This is a genomic window from Pseudoalteromonas sp. Ld19, from assembly GCF_045064135.1.
Lineage (GTDB): Bacteria > Pseudomonadota > Gammaproteobacteria > Enterobacterales > Alteromonadaceae > Pseudoalteromonas > Pseudoalteromonas aliena.
Genome location: NZ_JBISHA010000019.1, coordinates 384750 through 409867, shown reverse-complemented (window position 1 = coordinate 409867; position 25118 = coordinate 384750). Strand labels below are relative to the sequence as shown.

Genomic DNA, 25118 nt, shown 5'->3' with positions numbered 1-25118 from the left:
TTTTAACGTCGTTAGCCTAAGGCGACTAAAACACAAAATATTGAGTAAAGAGTGCAAGCATTCTGATCATTCTATACGCGCTTTTAATTTATTTAGCGCATCGACCGAAAACCCACGGTCGTAAAAATATAAAATTTTACCATTGCTATCTATAAGCACTACTCGAGAATTATTTGGGCTTTGGTTACCAGTAAATTTTTGTACAGCTTCACCATCGTTATAAATGGTGATCACTCCACCCCACAATTCTTTAGGGATACCTTTGCGCATACCACTGTCTATAAATGAGCTAAACATACGGGGTGCCATACCAGCAATAGTAGGTAACTCATAAGTGGGAAGCGTGATCCCTGCCATATCTAAACCAATTAACCAGCGGTCTATATCGAATTGGCTATCTTGCTTGTAGCCAATAAGAATCAAGGTTTTATCTGCTTTAAAATCACTGGGGATAGTGACCATATTTTTTTCTAAACTTTCGCCACTAATACTTGGAAACTGTTTACCTGTAACTTGTTGATTTGGATACTGGGATGTACATGCACTAAGGAGTACAACGGCACAAGCAACTAACATTGATTTGATCATCATAAAGCCCTATTCTAAATTTTATAAATATCATGCATATACGTTTAATCTAGGCATAAAGATCTAAGTCGTTTGTTTTAAATAACCTGAATTCTAGGGCGTGTTTACCTTTGTGGATTGAAATTTGTTCAACTTAGGGACGAGTAAATCGCGGCGCGAGGTTTGTAACCTAGTGGCCTAAGTCAAAACCGAGCAACAAAGAGTTAATCGTCCCTAGAAAGAACCCAAAGGGCAGCGCATGTTTGGCATTTATGCTGCGTTATCGCCTATTTATGGGGAACAACCACATGACATAGGCGCTGCCTTGCCTAAATACCAAACAGTCTGCTGCAAAATTAATCACGAAAGGTCAACACGCCCTAGGGCGTGTTGACCTTTGTGGATTGAAATTTGTTCAACTTAGGGACGATTCAATCCCGGTCGCAGCGTGAGGTTTGTAATCGAGTGGGCTCGATAGCTGCTCCTGCGTAACTCTAATGGCTTACATCCCTGTAATAATAAGTAAAAACCGAGCAAAAAACAGTCAACACGTCCGAGTTAAGGTATTTATTAACCAACTGAATTAGAAGGTATTTAAACTTATTTTTTCTAGCCAAAGATTTTTAGTAATAACAAGGCGGATTTACGCGTCAATAACGACTTTATTGCAAGTAAATGCAACGCAGTTAGCACTAAAAATAGCGGCTTGAGATAGATTTATTATTCAGAGTTCAGGTTAAATATGTCTTAAATTTAGCCACTGTCATGGGTCGTCCGTACTTCCAGCCTTGTCCAAAATGCACACCCGCAGTTTTTAAAATCGCTTCTTGTTCATTAGTTTCAATCCCCTCAGCGACACAGGTATAATTAAATTTATGCACCAATTCCATAATATTAGGGATCATAGAAGCTTTTAAACCCTCAGTGGCGATATCTTGCACAAATGATCGATCTATTTTTAACTGATGAAAACTCAAATTCTGCAAATTTCTCAAGTTAGAGTAACCAGTACCAAAGTCGTCGAGTGACAAATGAAAGCCAGATTCGACCAATGTCCTAAAGTGCGCATGCGCAATACTGGTATCCAAGTATTCATCCTCGGTAATTTCAAGGCAAATAATAAACCGAGAGTGTGTGAGCTCGGGTCTTTGTGACAAAAGCGAGACATTGCCTTGCTCTAAATCACACGGAAATATATTCAACGACACTTTAAAGCCCTCAGGTAACGCTTCTAGAGGTGTTAACTCTTCGAGTACTTTTTCAATCATTGCTTCAGTAAACGACCACGTTAAATGGTGTTTACGGATCTGCGGAATAAACTCATCAGGGTAAAGCACACCGTATTTATCCTCAAAACGGGCAAGCACTTCGCAACCTGCCACCTTACCTGTTTGCAAACAGATAATAGGTTGATAAGTCCAGTAAAAAGAGCCTTTTTTCAATCCTTTAAATACACGAACTTTTATCGAGCGACGTGCTGCAATTTGAAATTCAATAATTAACGCACTTGATACACCAGCTAAACAATTTAAAATGAGTGAAATAACCAATAAAAACTGGTTATTGGCAAAAAATTGGCTCCACGGAATATGGACCGCAACACAATAACCTGCACTCCTATCACTGCACTTTAATAGGGTTTCAAATGGAAGTTGATGCTGGTGCGTTATTTCATCGTAAAGTCCATTGTGACCAGCTAAATGATGCAGCTTACTGCCTGCTTTATAACTTGCTTCCCAACGAGGAGCTGTAACTGAACCATTTACGAATGCTGTCGTATCTATTATCAGGTTATAGCTGCCTTTACGAACTATAATTACTGGCATCTCTCGACCATTAAAAAGTAACAAACGCAGTTTAGGTTCAAAACGGATCCTAACATTACTATCAGGGCGGATAAAATCTGGTTTTTTATCATCTATCACTTTACTAAGTAAGCCTGCACCAGTAGTACAAACTAATTGATCATTTTTGAAAAAACCAATATCGATGACATATTTAGCATCAAATAATGCACGGCGCATTTCGAGCAAGTTTGCATCGTCGCACTGCGCAAAATTAAGTGAATTTAATGGAAGGAGAATTCGACTACTTTCTTCAACTGCAGCATCTATGTGCTTAATAATATGCTTAGCGTCATCATTAGCAGTGGCGGCTAATTTATGACCAAAAAAATACAGTAAAATCAAACTTCCCATTACAAAAACCACTACTGCGGTTAATACTACAATTAATGATTTTTGCTGATATTTTTTCATTCTATCCTTATCGGCTAAATAGCGTACTTTATAAATCACATTTTATAATTACATAACTATTTTTAAATGCAAATAAGTTAGGGTCTATTAAACTTTTCCTTAACTTTAAATCAAACTAAAACACGCCCTAGTTATTTTAAAAACGGCATCCGCTATTTTATAGTGTCCATCAGTACTCATATGGATCCCATCTAATGGCGATACGTTTACCACGCTTTGTAAATCAAAAAAGAGCGCATCATTTTTAAACGCCACGTTCTTAAACTGCTCAGACATTGCTTCGTTTTTAAACTCAGCCCCCTGATAAATGTGCTTATAAGGGCCTACTGTTTTTATATAAGCAGGACTAAGAATGAGTATTTTAGGTTGTTTATTTATATCGTAAAAGCACGTAACTTTACGTATTAAGCAATCAAGCCCTTGGCTAATTTGCTTAGGCGTTAGGTTAAAACGTTTTTTAAGATCGTTTGTCCCCAGTGCAATAATAATTACATCAAGTGAATACTGTTCTAAATATGGTTTTAAATAACGTACGCCACAAAGCGCGCCATCAAATGGCGGCAGATTTATTAAAGTACGATTAGGTTGCCCTGCTTCAATTACGTTAAAATCTGGACCTAATTTTTTGGCTAATCTCGCTGTCCATCGAGTGTTTTCGTCAAAGCGTTTACCTGTACTCGGATCTAGTCCCCAGGTATTAGAATCACCAAAACATAAAATATTTTTTATCATTAAAATGGATTCAACGTATAGCCTTGTTGTTGTAATTGCGCATGGGCAGTCATGGCAGAAAGCGACATCTGCACACCTTCAATTAACTGCTTTGGCGAAACTTTATTATGCGTAGCCGACTGACCACACACATAAACAACAGTATTGTTAGTGAGTAATTGTTTAATTAAACGTTGATTTTTATTATCAGTTTTAAAACGTTTTTTATATTCAGTATTAGCGAGTACATCTAAACTGGCACTACCGTGAACCACTAATGCAAGCTGAATATTTTCTGATTTAACACCGTGCGCTACATGCATATTAATAAAGCGCGCCAGTGAATTTATATTATTATTTTGCTCACCATTTTTAGCCCCTTGTGCAACATCAAACACTATTTTAAATACGGTAGAGTCGTTAATTTTTGCATGCTCCGGTACAGAGTAAAAATAACCAAAGTCTTTAATAGCCAGTTCATTAGCCAGTGAAAGCGAACTAAAAAACAGCAATAATAAGTATTTCATAAAACATTCCTGTGTTATTGAGTAACTAGGGCATGTTGACCAATCTAACAAATTACCAGAAGCAAAGCCTAAAAGGCAGCGGATTATACTGCCGATTGCGTATTTTTATGCTGATGGCTTACAAAACTCATCCCTAAATAGTTAAAAGTTTGTTTAAACATCTGTACAAACACCTCTGGGGCCTCAATAGATGATGCATTTGATAGCAACGAAAAATCTTTGCTACGCAGTAAGCGTAATCTTGGTTTTAAGTGTTCATCGTCCATGTAATCTGTGATTCTATCTATAAAAGCCTTGATTTGTATTGTTGTGTTGTACCAATACACGGGTGACGCAAATACCCAATGGTCGTAATTTAAAAGTGATTCAAACAGCTGGTAAAAATCGTCATTTATATAATTTTTATTGTAGCAATAAGGAGATATTTTATAATCATCTAAGCATACAACGCGCACATCATTTTGCTCAGCAAAACTATTAACATGAGCCGATGTATTACCATTTTTACGTGCTGATGAATAAATAATAACCGTACTGCGATTAAGTTTTTGTTGCATTTTGTTAGTTCCTTTTTTATGTTGTACGCAGCTTAAAACCTCAAGTTATGTTGAGGTCAACTCATGGAGTTAAATAATGAACACGGATCAAAAAAAACTCACAGAAGCTAATTTAACAGTTGGTTATGTAGCAAAAAGAAGTGGTGTGAAAGTATCAACCTTGCACTTTTACGAAACTAAACAGCTAATAAGAAGCTGGCGTAATACTGGTAACCAGCGACGCTATAAGCCTGATGTATTAAGGCGTGTTGCAGTTATAAAGGCAGCACAAGCAATGGGAATAACGCTTGATGAAATTAAAAATACGTTAGCGACACTTCCCGACAATAGAACACCCACAAAACAAGATTGGTCAGCGCTTTCTAAGCAATGGCAAGCACAGCTTGATGAACGAATTGCTTATATGCAAGGTATACGTGACAAAGTAAATGATTGTATTGGGTGCGGTTGCTTGTCACTTAAAAGTTGTCCTATCTATAATAAAGATGATTTTTTGGGGGATAGTCAAAGTGGTGCAGTATTGTTAGGTAAACTTAATAAATAAAAGCATTCAGCTTTTATCACTATTTGATTGATACTCTGAATTTAATGTTCGTCAGTACGCCTATCTCAAGTGAATTTAACTTCTGCAGTGTTAAAATATCAGCTTGAGAGAGGTTCGTCACAAAGTATTCTAATAAAATTATCAACAGCCTAATCTAGACCGTTTAAACCTTCTCTGGCTGCTCTGTATAAAGCGCCGAGTGTTGAATCAAATACTGACCTTATAAAGCTATAGGTTAGCTCTACCACTGTACTAATCACTTTACCTGCAAACACTAACATATGACCTAGCAAGCCTAAGGTTTGCGCTGCAAAAGAAGCTGATGCTTTTGCTATTTTATCTAAAGTGCGTGCAAGCATATCGTAAAAAGTTAACCCTGTTCCAATGGCTGCTTGTGCAGCAACCGCACTGTAATAGCCGGCATCTTTTAGCAACGTTATTAGTGCTGCACTTAATTTATCTGACCAATGTGCATTAAATGAAGCTTGGTTTCTATCTTCAAACCATAAACGTACGGGTGTACTTAAAAAATGATTAGCTTGTACTGTTAAGTTATTCCAATCACTGCTGTTTGCCGTGTTAATATAGCCAGGCGTACCGTTTAATTTATGTGCGGCGCCTTTCAAGCCTTGACCATTATCTAAACGAATTTCTTGACCATTATAAGGCGCATGCGAAAATGGCCATAATGGGACCTTAGCCACTGGATCAGCGCCATGAGTACAACGGTAAATTTTATCAATTCTTGATGTTGCTGCTCTAGCAAAATTATCTAAGCCTACACGGGGAGAACCAAATGTATAAAGCTGCACTGGTAGAGAATATTCTGCTTTTATCCAATCGGCAGAAAGTGTAGCTAAAGCGCCGCCTAAACTATGGCCAACAATATGAACACAACCTGTTATTTTATCTCGAATGTTTGCCGTTACAAATTCTTGCAACGTAGGTTTCATCGAATAAAATGTTTTATTAAACCCCGCATGCACCATACTACCGTTTGCGCCGCCACTTAAACCAAAATGTGCGTCAGTTAGTCCATCCCGTAAAGATGCTGTACCACGTATTGTTATAACTGAATCACCTTGGTAAATGCCTTGCCCATGACCTAACAAACCAAAGCCAGTGCTCAGACCAAACAAATGAGAAAAAAATCCACCTGACACTCCTTGTACAGCCTCTGAGTTTACCCCAAAGTTGAAATTGCCACGTAAAGCTGGGTGCAGGGAGTTGTTTAGTAAAGTCGTACTTTTAATGCTTTTAGCTTTATAAGCAAGCGACGCCATTTGTACTGCTTGCATAGGTGTTAAAGTATTCATATAAAGTCCTTTTGAATGAGTCTGTCAAAAAGTTAGATTTTACACGTCGTATAAATTGTAAAAACGTGTTCAGGTGCTTCTTTTATTGGTAAGTCATATGTTTGTGGCTCTTTTGAAATATCACACACTAAACTGGTTAACAGCTCAGTTAACGTACCACTCTCTTCATGCAAAGACACAGTCACGTACCACAATACAATGCCCTCTGGTGTCCCATTTTCTAAATATATATGCTGAATTAATGACTCGTTGTCGAACATATTTGATGGTTTTGACGTCTTAATCGCTTTTTTAGGAAACGAAAAATGCCCATCACTGTCTGTTGTTGCCTCATCTATATATTCATCGCCATAAATCAGCGTTCTCGTTACTTTTGTGTTTGCAACGGGCTGCCCATCATCTAATAACTGCCCCTTTACTGGAGCCGATAAAATAAAATCCTGCTTATTAAAAAAACCAAACATATCTGCACAAGCCTGCGTTGTAGTAAAAATAATGATAATCGATACAATTACCAAAAAATAAGCTTTTAAACGTGATAACAAAATATACAAGCTCCCAAATACTCACTTTAAAATATACTTATCGTGTTGCTATTTAATGACGTTTATAAAGTATATAAATATTGATTAATTGCCATATTGACTAAAATTCAGTCTAATTGGATAAAAAGACAACCGCAAGCATTTAGAACAATAAACAGTCATCACTCAATACGTTATTTACTAAAAAAACACTTCATAAACAAGCTTACAAATAACGCTCAGCCCAAGTCCCATCATTAATATATAACCATAGAAAATAGCAATCGCCCCTCCTGATGCATCCCCTATTTTATCTATTTCAATGCACGCAGAACAAAATATGAAAAAGATAAAAAAGTTAGCGATTAACCCCAAAAGATAAGCACCACCAAATAAAGGAAAAATACCTACTAATAATGCGCTAAGCATAATTAAAATACCTGATAGCGCCTCTTTAAATGAAAATCGATACTCAATAATTTTTAATACTAAGGTGACTACCATTAAGGCTAGAAAATACAGCGAAGGCCAAAACTGACTATACAAATAGTCCACGATAAAAACTTGGCTAATAGTCAATGGAGGCTCTTCAGCTGGGGGGCTTAAATTTGCTGTTGTCACGGTCGTAGAGTCATCAGTAACAAAATACGCAGCCGCAACAATGATTAACTTTATCATTCCAAAAAATATAAAGCTTGCTAAGGTAAACCCTATTGAATCGTCTCTGGTCAATCGCTTGTTTGCTTTACTTTCTACAATTTTAGCTAGCAATACGCTCAATAAGCACACACTACCTAAATAAAGCAGCGCCTCCCAAAACTGATCAAGGTAAAAAACCGATAAGCCAGGGGCGATAAATAAAAACATTGAATCTTCATTATCTAATGAGCTTTTGGGCTCAATAGTATGTTTTGACTGTTTAAAAAGTGCTAAATAAACAAAGAAAGGCTGTAAAAACAGCATTAAAATGCTCGTATTTATGAGTGTCATTTATCATCCTTGAAGTGAAAAAGTTAATGCAACACGAATGCTGTAAGAACATGAAAAATAAGTGAGTACTTAATTAACTATAAAGGTTGGTATTGAAGGTTAACTTTTTGAAAGTACGTTTTAAGTTTTAATAACCCCGATTCGAGCTCAAACTTTTGAATTTTGGGATTTTTAAATTTAAAGCCGTTTGAAATATGCGTATTAATCATAGTAGCCATACCCTCAAAGCCCTCTGGCGCTGTAGCCACTAAGTCGCTGAGTAAAGGTTGAATGAGCACTTGATGATCTTCTATTAGGGCAAGATCCTCATAAATATCATATACAAGGTTGGTTAGTGTTTGTTGGTTTTGTTGTTCCATAATAATTTCTATTAGCCCTACAATTAGGGTTAACAGCTCCTTTGAGTTTAATAATTCATTCCATTAGTGAAAATTGAACCTAATTACTCAAATCATTAAAGTAATTAGAGCTAATATTTAATCATATTTTTCTAGAGATATACCAGTTTCTTTTTTATTTTTGCCATTTTCAGCTTTAACTTATTTTGTAGAGATTACATAGAGTTTTTTCTTGGATACTAATTGCTTGAATTATTACTAGCAAAACAATCAGAGCTGAAGGTAGTGATAATGCGAGAACAGTATTGGCTTTTTATATTTTTTTCTTTTATTAAAAATATGAAAGGCAGCGAAGGCTGCCTTTCATAACTTGCTTACCAATTTAAAACACGCTACCTAAATAAAACATCTTCTCGGTTAAACCACTTAATACAAAATGCCAGTAATACGCCTGCAATTAGCACTGTAGCTAGAAAAATCAGCCCTACGAAGGTGTAATCCACTGTGCCTTTAATTATATCTTTAATCGCTAACGCGACGTTTGTAACCGGAATAAACGCTGTTTTTGCTGTTAGCTCCATATTAGGCAAAACGGAAATAATAATAGGGAAAATCATACCCATACTCAAAGGTGCCATATAGTTTTGTGCTTCTTTAAACGAGCGCGCATATATTGATATGGCCAAGGCCAACGATGAAAATATGGCAGCAAGTGGTAATAACAATACAAAAATCATCAGTAAGTCAGTAATAGCTAAAGAACTGAAAGCAGTTTTAATTACTTCTAGATCTGCAAATGCCAATGCCACTGCAACCCAACATCCCATACTCAAGACGGTTATGGAGGTTGATACAATGGACGTTGTAAGTAACGTTAAAAACTTACCAAGTACTAACTCTGTTCGTGTAATTGGAGTAAGTAAAAGCGTTTCAAGTGTACCACGCTCTTTTTCACCTGCGCCCAAATCAATTGCGGGATAAGTTGCCCCCATTAGTACCAGAGGAATAAGTAAATAAGGTAAAAATCCACCTATTTTTTCGCCTAGGTTTTCACGTTTATCTGCAGTGTCAATTTTAACAACCTCTATTGGCTTTAATAACGCCTTTTGTAGTGCTTCATTAATGCCATAATTGAGAAGTTTTTCTTTTTGCAGCCCATCGCTATATTCCTTGGCAATTTCTTTGACTCGTTCAAACAAAAAGTTGATTGATTTTGAATCGTTAAAAACAATTTCCCATTTACTTTGTTCGCCTTCATCAAGTGTTTGCTTAGCGTGAGTTGGTAAATAAATACCCATATCAATATCGCCAGCAATAACCCCTGCTTTAAGTTCTTCCACTGTGTTAAAGGTTTTACTGCCCTTATACAACTCAAAACTTTTGTGATAAAACACTTTGTCTGTAAATTCTTGCGCATATGCACCATTAATAATTACATAGGTATTTACTTTTTGTTCTGCCTCTAGTGCTGCTTTTGAACCTATAAATGCAATAACTGCAAACATTAATGGAAAAATAACAATAGGTAATGCCACAACAAACATGAGCGTTTTTTTATCACGAAGGAGCTCTTTTAATTCCTTTTTATATACTTCAAACATCATGCTTCTCCGTTAATATATTCATAAACGCTTGGTTTAATTCATCACTGTTACCTGCTCGTCTAAACTCATCAACAGTGCCATCAAAACAGCTTATACCTTCATTAATAACCGCAACACGGTCACATAATAACGCCACCTCGTCTAAGTGGTGGGTCGAAAAAATAACAGGTGTTCCTTGTGCTTTTAAACCTTTGATAAATTCAATGACGGTTTGTGTAGTCATAATATCTAAACCCGTTGTTGGCTCATCGAGTACAACTACTGCTGGGCGATGCACAACTGCACGGGCTATATTCGCTTTTTGTTTCATACCCGTTGATAAGTTTTCAGCTCGCTTATCTATAAACTTATGCATATCGAGTAAAGTGAATAACTCTTCACAACGCAAGGCTATATCACTTTTTTTCATACCATGAAGTTTGGCAAAATATTCTATATTTTCTTTTACGGTTAAACGCCCGTACAAACCGGTAGAGCCAGATAAAAAGCCAATGGACTTGCGCCCTAACAATGGCTTTTTAACTATGTCGTTACCTGCAATAGTGATACTGCCTTCATCTGGTTTCAATGCCGTTGATAACATCCGTAACGTGGTTGTTTTGCCCGCGCCATTAGGACCTAATAAACCAAGTACTTCGCCTTTTGCACAGCTAAAACTAACGTTACGTACTGAATGAAAATAATCTTTGTCTTCGCGGGGATCTATCTCGTCGACTTTATTTTTTTTATGGTCTTTCGTTAACTTAAATTTCTTTTTAAGCCCAGCAACTTCTATCATGCTCGTATCCTTCGTTTCGGTCTAAAGTAGTCCGTATTGTTATAAAATGCTTCATCTGTATTTTCATCATGCCAACCAGGCACACCTAATAATGGTAATGGTGAAAGCTGTTTATTATCAGCTAAACAATTATCGGTTTTAATCATCTCATAAAGGGCTTGATCTAGGTACTGGTATTGAGTTACTAAATCTTTACAAAATATTTCATCCGGAACAAAAACAAATAAAGCTTTGCCCGTCAAACCTATATAAGGTTTAGTTAGCATTTCGTAATTTGCATGGCCAAACATAAATGGCTGTATAGTTTTACCCCATTCATTTTTATGCTCAACAAATGCAGTTTTCCATTGATGATCGCAAAGCCACTGCTTCCACTTACTCTCGCTTATTGCTAACACAACACCACACTCATCAAAAAGTGTTAATGCATTTCTGTGCTTGGTGCGATGTTGTAAACCATGCTCAGCAATATCTTGCACATGCCTTTGGTTTATAAGTGCTTTAGTTTTAGGGAACAAACACCAAATAAAGCCGCCAAATAGATCATGCCAATTTTCTGTGCGTGTGGGCACTTCGCCAGTTTCAAAAATAACTTGCTCATAATAACGATCGCCAAAATCTATTTTTGCATTGTCAATAAACCGTATCGGTAAATTATTTTCATTAATGGCATTTAGGTATGGGACAAACCACTGTGGTGTTGGCCAGCTTATTTGCTCATCAATTTTAAAAAGAGTATTTAGATGCAAAAATGCACCACTTTGCAGACTACTTGGCTGCCACTGCTCCGGGGGGGTAAAACGTTTCATTGTTATTAGTTACTTGCTCGTTTATGCCTTAAACTTTACAACAGTTTACCGCAAAAACTGGTTCTACTTAATAGAAGTTAATATACTTGCTAGAACTTAAAACAAGAAATGAGCTGATATGAAACGTTATTTATCTCTTACTTTACTTGCTGGTGCTATTTTAGCTGGCTGTGCAACATCACGTATTACTCCTACCGACATAACCAATGGTTATAACAGTATCCAAGCAAATGAACTGGCTGAGCATATAAAAGTACTCGCATCAGATGAATTTGGTGGCCGCGCGCCTTCATCCGTTGGTGAAAAGCTAACACTTGACTACTTAACAACGCAGTTCAAAGCCTTAGGTTTAGCTCCTGGTAATGGCGACAGTTACTTACAGGAAGTACCGCTTGTATCCCTTGAAGCAGATTCGAACATGGTGCTAAGTATTGGTGGCAAAGATTATCAATATAAAAAAGACATGGTTATGGGTAGCAGTCGTATAAGCGTACAAGAAGGCATAGAAAATTCTGAACTCGTATTTGTGGGTTACGGCGTTAACGCACCTGAATATAATTGGAATGATTACGAAGGCTTAGACGTTAAAGGCAAAACAGTTGTAATGTTGGTTAACGATCCGGGCTTTGCTACAAAAGATCCAGCCTTATTCACTGGTGATGCAATGACTTATTATGGTCGTTGGACGTATAAATACGAAGAAGCAAGTCGACAAGGAGCTGCAGGCGCTATTATTATTCATGAAACAGCACCAGCATCTTACCCGTGGTCAGTCGTTGAAAACTCGTGGAGCGGCGAGCAGTTTGGTTTTCAAAAAGAAAACAACAACATGGACCGTGTTGCAGTTGAAGGTTGGGTGACAACTGAGGTTGCAAAGGAGCTCTTTACTAAAGCGGGATTAGATTTTGATACAGCTAAAGAAAACGCTGCAAAAGGTGCTTACTATGTTGACATGGGCGACTTAACTGCTTCTGTTAATGTTAAAAATACCATTAAAAAATCAGTATCATATAACTTTATTGCTACTTTACCAGGAAGCGAGCAACAAGATGAGCATGTTATTTACTCAGCTCATTGGGATCACTTAGGTACAGATAAAACACGTAAAGGCGATCAAATTTATAACGGTGCTCACGACAACGCAACGGGCACCGCAGGGCTAATCGAAGTAGCCGAAGCCTTTACAAAATTACCTAAGCACCCTAGCCGCTCAATGACATTTTTAGCGGTAACCGCTGAAGAGCAAGGCTTATTAGGCTCTAAATACTATGCAGCAAATCCAGTTATTGCAGCCAATAAAACAGTCGCTAACATAAACATGGATAGCTTAAATTTATTAGGCAAAGTAAAAGACATGAATGTGGTGGGTATTGGTAAATCACAAATGGATGAGTTTTTAGAAACTGCGGCTAAAGAGCAAGGCAGAACAATATCAGGCGATCCTAAACCGTCATCGGGTGGCTATTACCGCTCTGATCACTTTGCATTTGCGAACATGGGTGTTCCGGCTATGTACGCAGGTGGCGGCACCGTGGTTGCCGATGAAGAAACGGCTAATTACCGTAAACGTATGAGCTTAGTACTTCGCGGTTGTTACCATCAACCATGTGACCGTTACCGTGATGAATGGGATTTATCGGGTGCTGTTCAAGACTTACAATTGTTTTATATGGTAGGTTTTGATATTTCTGAAACAGAACAGTGGCCAACGTGGAATACAAACTCTGAATTTCAGCGTAAGTAGCCCAATTTAATCACAGCCTTAAATTCAAATTTAAATTAACTTGAGTTTAGCTATCGAAAAACTAAAACAGAGTAATCGATTCAAATAGACGTAAATGATATTGATTATCATTTAATTAAAATATACAGTGTGACCTAGTTAATTGATTAGGTCGCATTGTATGATTTCACTTCCTCGCATTGGTTTTATTACTCCTGCCTCAAAACGATTTTTGAGCCAAAATAAACGCTTACTGCTGCCTTTATTTATTTTAACTTGCCTTGCAATGCCGCAACTGCGCGAAATAACTATAACCGCACTGAGCGATGCTTTTTTTCAAGTAAGTGTGTTTGTTGCTGCTACCCTTTTAATTTATTACTACGCTATAGAACATTTACCTCAATTAGAGCTTAGTTATTTAAGTGCCAAGTCCCCTACTTTAGAAATTAGCTTTGCAGCTATTTTAGGTGCATTACCTGGCTGTGGTGGGGCAATTATTGTGGTTACTCAATTTACAAAAGGCCAAGCAAGCTTTGGTGCTATTGTTGCTGTACTAACAGCCACAATGGGCGATGCCGCATTTTTATTACTTGCTACCCGCCCTACTGAAGGCTTGTTAATTATGGGGATAGGATTAGTTGTGGGTACACTCAGTGGTTTACTGGTTAATACAATACACAAAAAAGATTTTTTACGCCCAACAGCGCAAGAACAAAAGCACCAAATTAAAATACTCTCAACTAACATTACTAAAATCAGTAAACCGGTTTGGATGGTTGCAATTATACCAAGCCTTGTAATTGCATTTTTGATTGCGTTTAATATTGATTTTTCACAGTATGGTGCAAGTACAAGCACTGTGATTTCGCTATTTGGTGCGGTAATGGCTTTATTTATTGTTAGTATTTGGGCACTTTCGTCAAGAGGTGAAAGCTATCAAGAAGTAACGTCAGAAGACGATGCATGTAACCCCCCTTCTAAAATAATAAAAGTATTACAAGACACACACTTTGTAACGGCGTGGGTTGTCGCCTCTTTTATGCTATTTGAGATTTTGGTTAACATTGCAGGACTTGATTTAAAAACGTGGTTTGTACATTACGCCTATTTAGCCCCATTAATTGCAGTGCTGATAGGGTTTTTACCTGGTTGTGGCCCGCAAATAATTGTTACAACGCTTTATATTCAAGGCATTATTCCTTTTAGTGCTTTAGTAGGGAACGCGATTTCTAATGATGGGGATGCTCTATTTCCTGCAATTGCAATGGCTCCCAAGGCTGCAGTTATAGCAACGCTTTATACATCTATTCCCGCTTTACTGGTAGGTTATGGATTGTATTTTTTTGCGGAAATTTAAACATTTTGTAAGTAGTCAACAAAAAAGGCTCAGCAGTTGCCGAGCCTTTCTTAATAAACAATGTTGTTGATGATTCTGCTAAAAGGAATTCTTTTACGAGCTATTAACTCATAGCCATCATCATTGTCGATGGGTTTTCTAAATACGATTTCCACAGATTATTAAAGCGTGCAATCGTACCGCCATCAATAACACGATGATCGCCAGACCAACTTACTTGCATAATCGCTCTACTCACGACTTGCCCGTTACTATCAAAACGCGGTAAATGCTGTAACTTTCCTAGCGCAACAATAGCCACTTCTGGTTTATTAATAATAGGCGTCGCAATAGTACCGCCAATTGCGCCAATATTAGAGATGCTAATTGTGCCACCTTTTAAATCATCCGGTGCGACACGCCCTTTTCTAGCGGACTCGGTCAATCGAGTTAAATCATTTGCTACATCTACAATACTTTTACTCTGGCACGATTTAATATTAGGGACTAATAGGCCTATTTTTGAGTCGACCGCGATTCCGATATTATGATCGTTATAATAAGTCAGCTCAGAGCATTCATCATTTACTTTAGAATTAAGTACTGGGTACTCTTTTATTGCAAGTGACAGCGCTTTTACAAAAAACGGCATCATAGTGAGCTTAACGCCTTGCGCCTTGTATTGCTCTTTCATAGAGCCTCTTAAGGCAATAAGATCGGTTAAATCAATTTCATCACAAAACGTAAAATGTGGGATTGTTGATACCGAAGCCACCATTTGCTTTGCCATAGCCGCTTTAATGCCTTTAATAGGCTCGACTCGTACGCCACCGATTTTATTCTGCATTTGGTTTTGTATAGCGCAGTGAGAAGCATCGCTATTAAGCGGTGACGTATCAATCGTATTTGGCACTTCGCCTTTTATATACTCTTCAATATCTTGCTTGTAAATACGCCCATTCTTGCCACTGCCAGGTACACAGGTTAAATCAATATCAAGTTCACGTGCTTTGCGACGAACCGCAGGTGATGCAACCGCTTTTTGATTGATAACTTTATTAGCTTGCTGCATTTTAACAGGGGCAACTTTTTCAGCGACAGCATTAGCTTGAGCCTTTACGACCGCTTGGTTTATATCAATATTTGGTTTTGCTGCACTGCCTGCAATTGTCATTTGAAACAATGGGCTATGTACTTTCGCTATTTCACCTTTTTGATAGTAAAGCTTTTGCACTGTGCCTGTATATTTTGCCGGAATTTGCACTAATGCTTTATCGGTCATTACGTCACAAACCGCTTGGTCTTCTTCTATTTCGTCGCCTTCTGCGACTAACCAATCGACTATTTCACACTCAACAATACCTTCACCAATATCAGGGAGTATAAAGTCCTCAACGACATCAGTTGTATCATTAGTTTTATTTTCAGCTTGTACTGGCTCTTGTACTACTTGATTATTAGTACTCTCACCCGCTACATCCATAGCAAATAAAGGGGCATGTACTTTAGCAATTTCACCTTTTTGATAATATAGCTTTGAAATAACACCATCATGCACAGCCGGAATTTGCACTAATGCTTTGTCTGTCATTACATCACAAATTGGCTGATCTTCAGATGCAGTATCGCCTTCTTGCACTAGCCACTCAACAACTTCGCATTCAACAATGCCTTCACCAATATCGGGTAATATAAAATCTTTAGCCATGATAACCCCTAAAAATCCATTGATTGTTTAATTGCAGCCAACACTTTTAATGCATCTGGTACATATTCTTTTTCTAGCGCCAATGGGTATGGCGTATCTAAGCCACATACACGTAAAATTGGTGACTCTAAATGAAGAAAACATTCTTGCTGGATAGTCGCCGCTATTTCTGCCCCAAAACCATTGGTTATAGGTGCTTCATGGCTGACAATTAAACGCCCAGTCTTAATAACCGATTTAGCAATTGTATCTACATCCCATGGTAATATGCTGCGAAGATCAATCACCTCACAGCTAATCCCTTGCTCTTTCGCTTGTTTAGCCGCATCTTCGATAATCTCCATTTGAGCACCCCAGGCTAATAGCGTAATATCAGCGCCTTCTTGCACTACTTCAGCTGTGCCTAATTCAATGCTGTAATCTTCTTCTGGTACTTCGCCAATTGATGCGCGATATAAACGTTTTGGTTCAAAAAATATTACTGGGTTGTCATCTTTAATTGATGCGCGTAATAAACCTTTCGCTTGATAAGGGTTGCGCGGTACAACCACTTTTAAACCCGGTGTGTGCGCAAAATAAGCTTCTGGTGACTGTGAATGGTATAAACCACCAGCAATACCACCACCATAAGGTGTACGAATGGTTAAGTTACCCACATCAAATTCATTACCACTGCGATAACGAAACTTAGCAGCTTCATTTACTATTTGATCAAAGGCAGGAAAAATATAATCAGCAAACTGAATTTCTGCCAGTGCAGGTGCACCAAATGCCGCTAAACCATTAGCAAAGCCTAGAATGCCTTGCTCTGTTAAAGGTGTATTAAAAACACGATGCTTACCGTATTTTTCTTGCAATCCCGATGTTGCTCTAAATACACCACCAAAGTAACCAACGTCTTCACCAAAAATACAGGCTTGAGGATGTTCGTTCATCGTGATGTCGAGCGCAGAGTTAATTGCGTGGAGCATGTTCATTTTAGCCATTACTTAATTCTCCCTGCGGTGACTGGGTAAGCATCTGGATGCTGTTTTATATGTTCTTTTAATTGCTCGTACTGGCGTTGTAGTAACGGAATTGGTGTATCGTAAACATCCGATACCAATTCTTCTAATGCGGGCTTTGCAATAACTTCAGCACGCTTAAGCGCCGCTAAAATTTCTTCACGAATCGATTCTTTCGCTTTTATATCGTCTTCTTCGTTTAACCAGTCTTGCTTGACCAGCCATTTTCTAAATTTATCTATCGGACACGCTTGGTGGTTTGCTTCTTCATCTTTAGAGCGATAGCCACTTGGATCATCTGACGTAGAGTGCGCACCTAATCGATAAGCAATCGATTCTATGAGTACTGGTTCACCTTGTGTAGAGGCTATATCCCTTGCTCTTTTAGTTGCCGCATAAACAGCCAGTGCATCTGTGCCATCAACACGAATTGTTTTAATGCCATAACCGACACCACGAGATGCAATGCCATCACCTTTGAACTGTTCATCAGCAGGGGTTGATATTGCATAACCGTTATTACGTGCAAAAAATATAACCGGCGCTCTGTGAACAGCTGCCATATTTAAACCCGCATGGAAGTCACCTTCCGATGCCGCACCTTCGCCAAAATAACAAATAGTCACATTCTCAATTGTACTTGCAAGCTCGCCTGTTTTTGCGTCGATGTGTTTTATTTTTTGGCCATACGCATAACCCGTTGCCTGTGGTATTTGCGTACCCAGTGGCGATGAAATGGTCATGTAATTTAGTGCTTTAGAACCATAATGAATTGGCATTTGGCGACCTTTACCTAAATCCAATTCGTTTGAAAACATTTGGTTCATAAATTGATCAAGGGTAAAACCACGATAATGCAGTGCAGCTTGTTCACGATACTGAGCCATAATCATATCGTCTTGATCAAGTGCTGCAGCAGAGGCAGTAACAGCGGCCTCTTCACCTAAACATTGCATATAAAAACTAACACGGCCTTGGCGTTGTGCACCTTGCATACGCTCATCCAATAAACGTATAAAACGCATTGTTTCGTATAATTTAATCGCGGTATGTTTTGAAATATCAGGTGCGGTTGCACTAGGGTGAATGTCGCCATCCTCAGTTAAAATACTAAGGGTTGGAATATTAAGTGCTTGGCCGTCAATAAATTCAAGCGTGTGGTTAATATTCAGCGATACGTTATTTGGATTACTCATAACCTACCTTCTTTTGTTGTCGGTAAAACAGTGCCCCTTTAAATTATTATTGTGGGTGATTATTGCAGGTTAAACTTTGCAATATCTGCACTATCTTTAATTAAAGCTGCCAACACTTTACGTTAACGTAAAGTGTTATTCAACAGATCTAGGACAAAACAAAAGCAAATACTGGTTAAATAAGTGGCAAGTTAACAATACGGTTACTTTAATTAATAGTAATCATATAGTTAACTTAAGGTTAGTAGTGGTCTGATGAGTGAGCTTATACGAAATTACTATCAATATTCATCGGGATAACAGTCAACAGCGCTCTTTGTCCTAACGCGACATTTGCATTTGGGAAAATAATAGCCTCGCCTTCAACGTTGGCATAAAACGGTGTATCACCATCGGTTGCAAGTAGTTCACCTTTCGCAAAGCCTGTAAAGTTCTCGGCGTCATCTGAAAAAGGAAAACTAAAATCATCCTGTGTTCTGTTAATTGTGCGATGCACTGCAAAAAGTTCAAAATCATTTGCATTGAATTTAGGGTATTGCACTTCATTTTGGCTAATTAATGCAGTTAACGTTTGCTTTGTTTTTTCAAAGCGGGTCATATCGTTTTCACCAAATGGCTTAACTTGACCAAGTTCAACCGTGAAAGAATCTGCACCATGTACAAATGATGAATAGTAACTAAACGTTGTCGCAGGTGATTTCATCATAAGCACGGTGTTTACACCACAGCTTAATAAAAACTGTAGCTGAGATTTTTTCCACGGTTTACCATGCAAAAATGGATATACCGCAAACTTTTCGTTTTTGGAGCCTCTAATTGCAGTGTGTAAATCGTAATGACATCGGCTACTTCCTAGCTCGCCACGTGCATAGAAATCACTTACATATTGCTCAAGCTTTGCAGCGCGGGTGCGCTCATTATTCATTGGCACGCCTTCAACTGTATGGTAGCCATTAAATAATCTATTTAAATTTTCTTCTACAAAACGTAAACCAATATTAATCGATTGCGGATTGCCGTAAATAAACAAGGCACGCTGCTTAAGTATTAGCTCACCGTTTATAATTTGTGTGATCAGTGCGTCACAAATCTCGATTGGTGCAGTTTCGTTACCGTGTATAGCACTTGAATAAACCACATCTTTTGTTGTTTTAACCGCAGGTTGAAACTCTATTACTCCGGTGTCGTGTATATTCACACGCGTGCCATTATCTAAAACAAACTCACCTGCATCTAAATGCCATTCGTTATTACGGCTAAGCGTTAAAAAATCACCGGTTTGTTTTAATTCATTTAAGTAAGATGGATTGGCTGACATGTAATAAGCCCTTTTATAGAATATGAGAATAAAACCTCAAGCGTCTACTTTTAATACCAATTGCATTAAATTAATGATCTATTATAGCGACAAGAAAATAGCTCAATAACAAGGCTAAAATTATGATACATAGCTGCTCTATATAAATAATTTTTAACGTAGTTAGTAAGTTATTTAATACGCTAAAGTGATCATGTTTTAATAAAATTGGTACAATAATGCTCAAGGGATAGATGCAAAAACGGCTGAATAAATCAGCCGTTTTCAAAATTATTAAACTCAGTTAGCTAATAACTGAATCTACAAGCTTTTTAGCTTCTTTTTCTAGCAATGCTAAATGCGCTTCACCTTTGAAAGATTCAAGGTAAATTTTATAAATATCTTCGGTACCTGAAGGACGCGCTGCAAACCAGCCATTTTCGGTGACCACTTTTAGACCGCCGATAGCGGCATCGTTACCCGGTGCATGAGTCAACTTTTGCAAAATAGGTTCGCCAGCAAGCGTATCGGCTTTAACATCAGCGGCACTCAATGCTTTTAAACGTGATTTTTGACCACTTGTTGCGGGTGCATCAAGGCGTTTATAAATTGGAGAGCCAAATTCTTGTTCTAACTCTTTATAAAGTGCTGATGGTGTTTTACCCGTTACGGCCAATATTTCTGCAGCAAGCAGCCCCATAATAAAGCCGTCTTTATCTGTACACCATACAGAGCCATCAAAACGTAAAAATGCAGCACCTGCACTTTCTTCGCCACCAAAAGCAAGTTTTCCTTTGCTTAGACCTTCAACAAACCATTTAAAACCCACAGGTACTTCTTTTACTTTACGGTTGTTTCGCAAAGCGACCTTGTCGATCATAGAGCTAGAAACCAGTGTTTTACCAATCTCTACATTAGAGTTCCAATCTCGGTGTTTAAGTAAGTAGTCTATAGCAACTGCTAAAAAGTGATTTGGATTCATTAAACCATCTGGCGTTACAATACCGTGACGGTCGTAGTCAGGATCGTTACCAATCGAAATATCAAAATCATCTTTCAATGCAATAAGATTCGCCATTGAATAAGGCGATGAGCAGTCCATACGAATTTTGCCATCTTTATCCAGCGGCATAAAAGCAAAGCGAGGGTCGACAACATCATTAACAACGGTTAAATCTAAATTATATTTTTTTGCTATGACAGGCCAAAAATGTATACCTGAACCACCCAGGGGATCGATGCCTATTTTGATACCTGCATCGCTAATTGCTTTTAAATTAACAATATTTGCTAAGTCATCAATGTATGGCGTCATCAAATCTTCGTATCGAATAAAACCTGAGCGCGATGCTTTAGCGAATGGAAATAACTCAACTTCAACTAAATCTTCTAATAATAGCTGATTAGCTCTGTCTTCAATCCATTTCGTTACGTCGGTATCAGCAGGCCCGCCATTAGGTGGGTTATATTTAAAACCACCATCTTCAGGAGGATTATGCGAAGGCGTAACGACAATACCATCTGCTAATTCATTTGGGTGTAGCTTATTATGGCTGACAATGGCGTGGCTGATCACAGGTGTTGGAGTAAAATCGCCGTTTTCTTGTGTGATCACTTGCACTTCGTTAGCAACGAGTACTTCAATGGCGGAGTTAAACGCGGCCTCACTCAATGCGTGTGTATCTTTACCTAAAAATAACGGACCAAAAATATCATTTTGTTTTCTGTAATCGCAAATAGCCTGTGTAATAGCTAAAATATGCGACTCGTTAAATTTAACATCGTAAGAACAACCTCTATGGCCTGATGTACCAAAAGCAACACAATGCTCTGGGAATTGTTCAAGGTCGGGTTCATTTAAGTAATAGGCAGAGACTAATTTTGGAACATTAACCAGCGCCGATTGTGGAGCTGTTTTGCCTGCACCTGAGTGAATAGCCATTATATTTCCTTACAAGTAATCGCGAATTTTTTCAGCTTGCTCTGCACTATATCCAAGGCAAAGAGCAACTTCATGAAGCATCATTTTTTTACGCGTTGTATTAGAGTTCGTCATAACCCAATATTCACTATCAGTTATGTTTTTAGGATTCATACTGCTGCCGCTATTAACTAAGGCTTCTTTGCTGGTAGCAAAATATACTCGGTCGCGACCTTTAATATCTAATACGGCCGAAAAATCAGTTTTATGTGTGCGGTAAAATGCACTTAAAATAAACAAAAAACGCCCAACAACGCCTTTTTGCATTGCCAACTCTTCTTTATTCAATACATTAAAAACATTATCATTTTTTTGCTTCACCGGTGTGACAGCAAGCATTTTTTGTTTTTTTGATGGCTCAGCAGCTAGCTCAGAGGTCTTCAATGCGGAGGTAGACATTGTCGCCGTTTGATTATTTTGAGTTAGTTCTACGTTTGCAGATTGAATTTTTTCACCACTCAGATTTAATAAACGACGTAAAATAGTGGATGCACTTTCGCCAATACTTTGCGTATTGCTTGCAATATATTGATATAACTCGTCGTCTATGTCGATTTGTTTCATGTTCTTCCTGTTATTACGGGTCACATTTTTTCTCCCGACTGATTATACCCAAACCAATTAGAAATGCGAGTTACAACAAGCACTCCCGACAACATATACTGCAAACATATAAATAGACTATTATTTAACGCCCTCTTGTTGATTTAACATCCAAAAGCCCAATTAAATAAATAGTCGCTGTATTTTTTGCTTTTTAATGCAATGCTCGGCAAACTATGGCCAAATTTTCAGGAGGCGTGTATGCAGTTAAATTACAAGCAACAAGGGCAAGGGCCTAATGTTATTTTGATCCACGGGCTTTTTGGATCATTAGAAAACTTAAATGTAATCGCCAAGCCATTAAGTGAACACTTTAATGTTATAAACGTTGATTTACGTAACCATGGCCTGTCACCTCATAGCGATGAGATGAACTATCCTGCAATGGCACAAGATATTGTTGCGTTACTAGCTCACTTAAATATAGATAAAGCACACTTAGTTGGGCACTCTATGGGTGGTAAAGTCGCAATGGAATTAGCACTTACCCACCCTGAGCGAGTAAATAAACTAGTCGTACTTGATATTGCCCCCGTTAGCTATCCGCCACGCCATACCAAAATACTGCAAGCATTAAAGGCGGTTGCAGCGCAATCAATCGACGATCGAAAACAAGCCGATGCATTAATGCAACCTTTTATCGAAGAGCTTGGGGTTCGACAGTTTTTGCTTAAAAGCCTTGCTAAAAATGAGCAAGGTCAATTTGCATGGCGATTTAACTTAAATGTGCTTGATGAAAAATATTCAACAATTACAGCTAACGTTAATGAAAACAATTCTTGTTTATGCGATACTCTTTTTATCAAAGGGAATGATTCTGACTATATTCTGCCTGAGCATCGTAATGCAATTACAGCGCGCTTTAAAAACACCAAAGCTAAAATCATTCATGGCGCAGGACATTGGCTTCATGCGCAAAAGCCGCTTGCTGTTAATAAAGCAATAAATGACTTTTTAACTGCGATTTAAAGTAATTTTAATCGCGTGTTTTTGATTTTGCGTACTAAATATATGTATATTTATATGCTATAGTACGCGCCGTTTAATTTAAAGGTTATACGTTGATGGTCAGTCAGTTAATTAACGAATTTGATACCCTAGGGTTGTATTTTGGCTTAGCCGGTATTTTCATATTCATCGGCATGGCAATTAAAGACGTACTAAAAAGTGGTAATGTGCCAAAGTTCGGACAGTATATTGTTTGGGGCGTCCTCTTTTTAGGGTGTTCAGGCTTTATTGCTAAAGGACTTATTCAGGTATTTTGGCAAGGCGCAGGTGTAGGTTAAGCATGGCGAAGTCAGAAACAGATAGAACAACACTCGATTTATTTGAATACGAAAAACGCCCAGGCAGACCTAAAACGAATCCCCTTTCTCGGGATATGCAGTTAAAGGTAAATAAACGTAATCAAATAAAAAGAGATAAAGCACGTGGCTTAAAGCGTGTTGAATTTAAAGTTTCATCGCAGTTATATCAAGCATTGAGTGATATGGCAGATGCACAAAATATTAGCCGCAGTGCGCTGATTGAAACGATTTTACAAGAAAGATTGGCTATTGATACATAAAAGGTTTTAAATCCATGGCAAGTGTAGGCATTTTTTTCGGAAGTGACACAGGTAACACAGAACACGTAGCAAAAATGATCCAAAAAGAATTGGGTAAAAAGCTAGTGGCTGTTCATGATATTGCAAAAAGCTCTAAAGAAGAGATTGCTGAATTTGATTTAATCTTATTCGGTATCCCTACTTGGTACTACGGTGAAGCGCAATGTGACTGGGATGACTTTTTCCCTGAGCTTGAAGAAGTTGACTTTGAAGGCAAACTTGTTGCTATTTTTGGTTGCGGAGACCAAGAAGATTACGCTGAGTACTTTTTAGATGCTATGGGCATGATCAACGATATAGTGACTGAACGTGGCGCGATTGTTGTTGGCCATTGGCCGAGTGATAGTTATGACTTTGAAGCATCAAAAGGTATGGCTGACGACAAGCATTTTGTTGGTTTGGGTATCGACGAAGACCGTCAACCAGAGCTTACAGAACAACGTGTCAAAGCTTGGTCTGCCCAGGTATATGAAGAAATGTGTTTAAGCGAATTAGCTGACTAATTTTCTGCATATGTCGCTAGCTGTTTAAATAATTATCAAACAGTTAGCGTTTTAAGCTTTAGTGCCAATATAAATCAATTGTTCTTTGCACTTCACGCTTAGGCACGTTATCCTGTTTATTGCTAATGTGTCGTGTACATCTTTGCAAGATGTCTAGTATAACCAAATAAAATTGAGACAGATTTAATGACTGATCATAACTTGGAACTTAAAAAAGCCGGTTTAAAAGTAACTTTACCGCGTATTAAAATATTAGAGATTTTACAATCTCCAGATAACCAACACATCAGCGCTGAAGATGTTTACAAAATTCTTTTGGATCTAGGCGAAGAAATCGGTCTTGCGACTGTATATCGTGTACTTAACCAATTTGATGATGCGGGTATTGTAAGCCGTCATCACTTTGAAGGTGGTAAATCTGTATTTGAACTCTCTGGAAGTACGCACCACGATCATTTAGTATGTTTAAAATGTGGTAAAGTTGTAGAGTTTGAAGATGAGATGATTGAACGTCGTCAACTTGAAATTTCTGAAGAAAATGGTATTACACTTACAAACCATTCTTTATATTTATACGGTGAATGTAACGATAAAACAGCGTGTAAAGCATTTAGCGACGCTAACAGCTAATAACGCTT

General features: G+C 38.0%; 26 protein-coding genes. 8 read left to right on the top strand and 18 right to left on the bottom strand.

Annotated elements, in window-relative coordinates:
* Positions 1 to 66: 66 nt before the first annotated feature.
* The 5 genes from ACJJVZ_RS11695 to ACJJVZ_RS11675 form a co-directional block, all read right to left on the bottom strand.
* Positions 67 to 588, bottom strand: coding sequence for a hypothetical protein (locus tag ACJJVZ_RS11695; protein WP_405600679.1), 522 nt, complete (start codon positions 586 to 588; stop codon positions 67 to 69).
* A gap of 710 nt (positions 589 to 1298) precedes the next feature.
* Positions 1299 to 2825: an EAL domain-containing protein gene (locus ACJJVZ_RS11690; RefSeq protein ID WP_405600620.1), complete on the bottom strand. Its 1527-nt coding sequence runs from the start codon at positions 2823 to 2825 to the stop codon at positions 1299 to 1301.
* Between the two features lie 105 nt (positions 2826 to 2930).
* Positions 2931 to 3557: an SGNH/GDSL hydrolase family protein gene (locus tag ACJJVZ_RS11685; RefSeq protein ID WP_405600618.1), complete on the bottom strand. Its 627-nt coding sequence runs from the start codon at positions 3555 to 3557 to the stop codon at positions 2931 to 2933.
* Positions 3557 to 4063, bottom strand: coding sequence for a DsrE family protein (locus ACJJVZ_RS11680; RefSeq protein ID WP_077538011.1), 507 nt, complete (start codon positions 4061 to 4063; stop codon positions 3557 to 3559). Before ACJJVZ_RS11680 ends, ACJJVZ_RS11685 begins: the two co-directional genes overlap by 1 nt.
* 83 nt (positions 4064 to 4146) lie before the next feature.
* The gene (locus tag ACJJVZ_RS11675) at positions 4147 to 4620 is read right to left on the bottom strand and encodes a flavodoxin family protein (protein WP_405600616.1); all 474 of its coding nucleotides are present in this window, start codon (positions 4618 to 4620) and stop codon (positions 4147 to 4149) included.
* A gap of 76 nt (positions 4621 to 4696) precedes the next feature.
* Here ACJJVZ_RS11675 and soxR point away from each other — a divergent pair, with 76 nt between their 5' ends.
* The gene (gene soxR / locus ACJJVZ_RS11670; RefSeq protein WP_138584265.1) at positions 4697 to 5164 is read left to right on the top strand and encodes a redox-sensitive transcriptional activator SoxR; all 468 of its coding nucleotides are present in this window, start codon (positions 4697 to 4699) and stop codon (positions 5162 to 5164) included.
* Positions 5165 to 5313: 149 nt separating this feature from the next.
* Here the strand turns inward: soxR and ACJJVZ_RS11665 are convergent, their stop codons facing one another.
* The 7 genes from ACJJVZ_RS11665 to ACJJVZ_RS11635 all read right to left on the bottom strand — a co-directional run bounded on the left by ACJJVZ_RS11665 (position 5314) and on the right by ACJJVZ_RS11635 (position 11523).
* Positions 5314 to 6480: a lipase family protein gene (locus tag ACJJVZ_RS11665; protein ID WP_405600613.1), complete on the bottom strand. Its 1167-nt coding sequence runs from the start codon at positions 6478 to 6480 to the stop codon at positions 5314 to 5316.
* A gap of 32 nt (positions 6481 to 6512) precedes the next feature.
* Positions 6513 to 7025 carry a DUF6795 domain-containing protein gene (locus ACJJVZ_RS11660; RefSeq protein ID WP_182700842.1) on the bottom strand — a complete coding sequence of 171 codons (513 nt, stop codon included), beginning with the start codon at positions 7023 to 7025 and terminating at the stop codon, positions 6513 to 6515.
* 180 nt (positions 7026 to 7205) lie between these two features.
* On the bottom strand, positions 7206 to 7994 hold the full coding sequence (locus ACJJVZ_RS11655; RefSeq protein WP_405600611.1) for a hypothetical protein: 789 nt from the start codon (positions 7992 to 7994) through the stop codon (positions 7206 to 7208).
* A gap of 77 nt (positions 7995 to 8071) precedes the next feature.
* On the bottom strand, positions 8072 to 8353 hold the full coding sequence (locus ACJJVZ_RS11650; protein ID WP_182700840.1) for a hypothetical protein: 282 nt from the start codon (positions 8351 to 8353) through the stop codon (positions 8072 to 8074).
* Positions 8354 to 8724: 371 nt separating this feature from the next.
* Complete coding sequence (locus tag ACJJVZ_RS11645) at positions 8725 to 9933, bottom strand: ABC transporter permease (RefSeq protein ID WP_405600677.1); 1209 nt, start codon at positions 9931 to 9933, stop codon at positions 8725 to 8727.
* A complete protein-coding gene (locus tag ACJJVZ_RS11640) occupies positions 9926 to 10714 on the bottom strand; it encodes an ABC transporter ATP-binding protein (RefSeq protein WP_405600609.1) in 789 nt (262 codons plus the stop codon). The genes ACJJVZ_RS11645 and ACJJVZ_RS11640 overlap by 8 nt, the downstream gene beginning before the upstream one ends.
* The gene (locus ACJJVZ_RS11635; protein ID WP_182700838.1) at positions 10711 to 11523 is read right to left on the bottom strand and encodes a DUF3025 domain-containing protein; all 813 of its coding nucleotides are present in this window, start codon (positions 11521 to 11523) and stop codon (positions 10711 to 10713) included. The genes ACJJVZ_RS11640 and ACJJVZ_RS11635 overlap by 4 nt, the downstream gene beginning before the upstream one ends.
* A 118-nt stretch (positions 11524 to 11641) precedes the next feature.
* Here ACJJVZ_RS11635 and ACJJVZ_RS11630 point away from each other — a divergent pair, with 118 nt between their 5' ends.
* Both ACJJVZ_RS11630 and ACJJVZ_RS11625 read left to right on the top strand, forming a co-directional pair.
* Positions 11642 to 13267, top strand: coding sequence for a M28 family metallopeptidase (locus ACJJVZ_RS11630; RefSeq protein WP_405600606.1), 1626 nt, complete (start codon positions 11642 to 11644; stop codon positions 13265 to 13267).
* 160 nt (positions 13268 to 13427) lie between these two features.
* Complete coding sequence (locus tag ACJJVZ_RS11625) at positions 13428 to 14603, top strand: putative manganese transporter (RefSeq protein WP_405600604.1); 1176 nt, start codon at positions 13428 to 13430, stop codon at positions 14601 to 14603.
* A 103-nt stretch (positions 14604 to 14706) separates the two neighbouring features.
* On the opposite strand, the gene ACJJVZ_RS11620 is transcribed toward ACJJVZ_RS11625, so the two are convergent.
* From ACJJVZ_RS11620 to seqA, 6 genes are all read right to left on the bottom strand, one after another.
* Positions 14707 to 16290 (bottom strand): dihydrolipoyllysine-residue acetyltransferase, encoded by a 1584-nt coding sequence (locus tag ACJJVZ_RS11620; protein ID WP_405600601.1) that lies wholly within the window; start codon positions 16288 to 16290, stop codon positions 14707 to 14709.
* A gap of 8 nt (positions 16291 to 16298) precedes the next feature.
* Positions 16299 to 17276 (bottom strand): alpha-ketoacid dehydrogenase subunit beta, encoded by a 978-nt coding sequence (locus tag ACJJVZ_RS11615; RefSeq protein WP_182700834.1) that lies wholly within the window; start codon positions 17274 to 17276, stop codon positions 16299 to 16301.
* The gene (locus ACJJVZ_RS11610) at positions 17276 to 18490 is read right to left on the bottom strand and encodes a thiamine pyrophosphate-dependent dehydrogenase E1 component subunit alpha (protein WP_405600599.1); all 1215 of its coding nucleotides are present in this window, start codon (positions 18488 to 18490) and stop codon (positions 17276 to 17278) included. Before ACJJVZ_RS11610 ends, ACJJVZ_RS11615 begins: the two co-directional genes overlap by 1 nt.
* 265 nt (positions 18491 to 18755) lie before the next feature.
* Complete coding sequence (astE, locus tag ACJJVZ_RS11605; RefSeq protein ID WP_405600597.1) at positions 18756 to 19808, bottom strand: succinylglutamate desuccinylase; 1053 nt, start codon at positions 19806 to 19808, stop codon at positions 18756 to 18758.
* A 283-nt stretch (positions 19809 to 20091) separates the two neighbouring features.
* Positions 20092 to 21729 (bottom strand): phosphoglucomutase (alpha-D-glucose-1,6-bisphosphate-dependent), encoded by a 1638-nt coding sequence (gene pgm / locus ACJJVZ_RS11600; protein WP_138584408.1) that lies wholly within the window; start codon positions 21727 to 21729, stop codon positions 20092 to 20094.
* A 9-nt stretch (positions 21730 to 21738) separates the two neighbouring features.
* A complete protein-coding gene (seqA, locus tag ACJJVZ_RS11595) occupies positions 21739 to 22332 on the bottom strand; it encodes a replication initiation negative regulator SeqA (protein ID WP_405600595.1) in 594 nt (197 codons plus the stop codon).
* 240 nt (positions 22333 to 22572) lie between these two features.
* Between seqA and ACJJVZ_RS11590 the strand changes: the two genes are divergently transcribed.
* The 5 genes from ACJJVZ_RS11590 (at position 22573) to fur (ending at position 25110) form a co-directional block, all read left to right on the top strand.
* Positions 22573 to 23340 carry an alpha/beta fold hydrolase gene (locus tag ACJJVZ_RS11590; protein WP_405600592.1) on the top strand — a complete coding sequence of 256 codons (768 nt, stop codon included), beginning with the start codon at positions 22573 to 22575 and terminating at the stop codon, positions 23338 to 23340.
* A gap of 95 nt (positions 23341 to 23435) precedes the next feature.
* On the top strand, positions 23436 to 23657 hold the full coding sequence (locus ACJJVZ_RS11585) for a DUF2788 domain-containing protein (protein ID WP_002962930.1): 222 nt from the start codon (positions 23436 to 23438) through the stop codon (positions 23655 to 23657).
* A 2-nt stretch (positions 23658 to 23659) separates the two neighbouring features.
* Positions 23660 to 23938, top strand: coding sequence for a LexA regulated protein (gene ybfE / locus ACJJVZ_RS11580; protein ID WP_002962928.1), 279 nt, complete (start codon positions 23660 to 23662; stop codon positions 23936 to 23938).
* 14 nt (positions 23939 to 23952) lie between these two features.
* On the top strand, positions 23953 to 24480 hold the full coding sequence (gene fldA, locus ACJJVZ_RS11575; RefSeq protein ID WP_077538030.1) for a flavodoxin FldA: 528 nt from the start codon (positions 23953 to 23955) through the stop codon (positions 24478 to 24480).
* 186 nt (positions 24481 to 24666) lie between these two features.
* Positions 24667 to 25110 carry a ferric iron uptake transcriptional regulator gene (fur, locus tag ACJJVZ_RS11570; protein WP_405600588.1) on the top strand — a complete coding sequence of 148 codons (444 nt, stop codon included), beginning with the start codon at positions 24667 to 24669 and terminating at the stop codon, positions 25108 to 25110.
* The last annotated feature ends 8 nt before the right edge of the window (positions 25111 to 25118 follow it).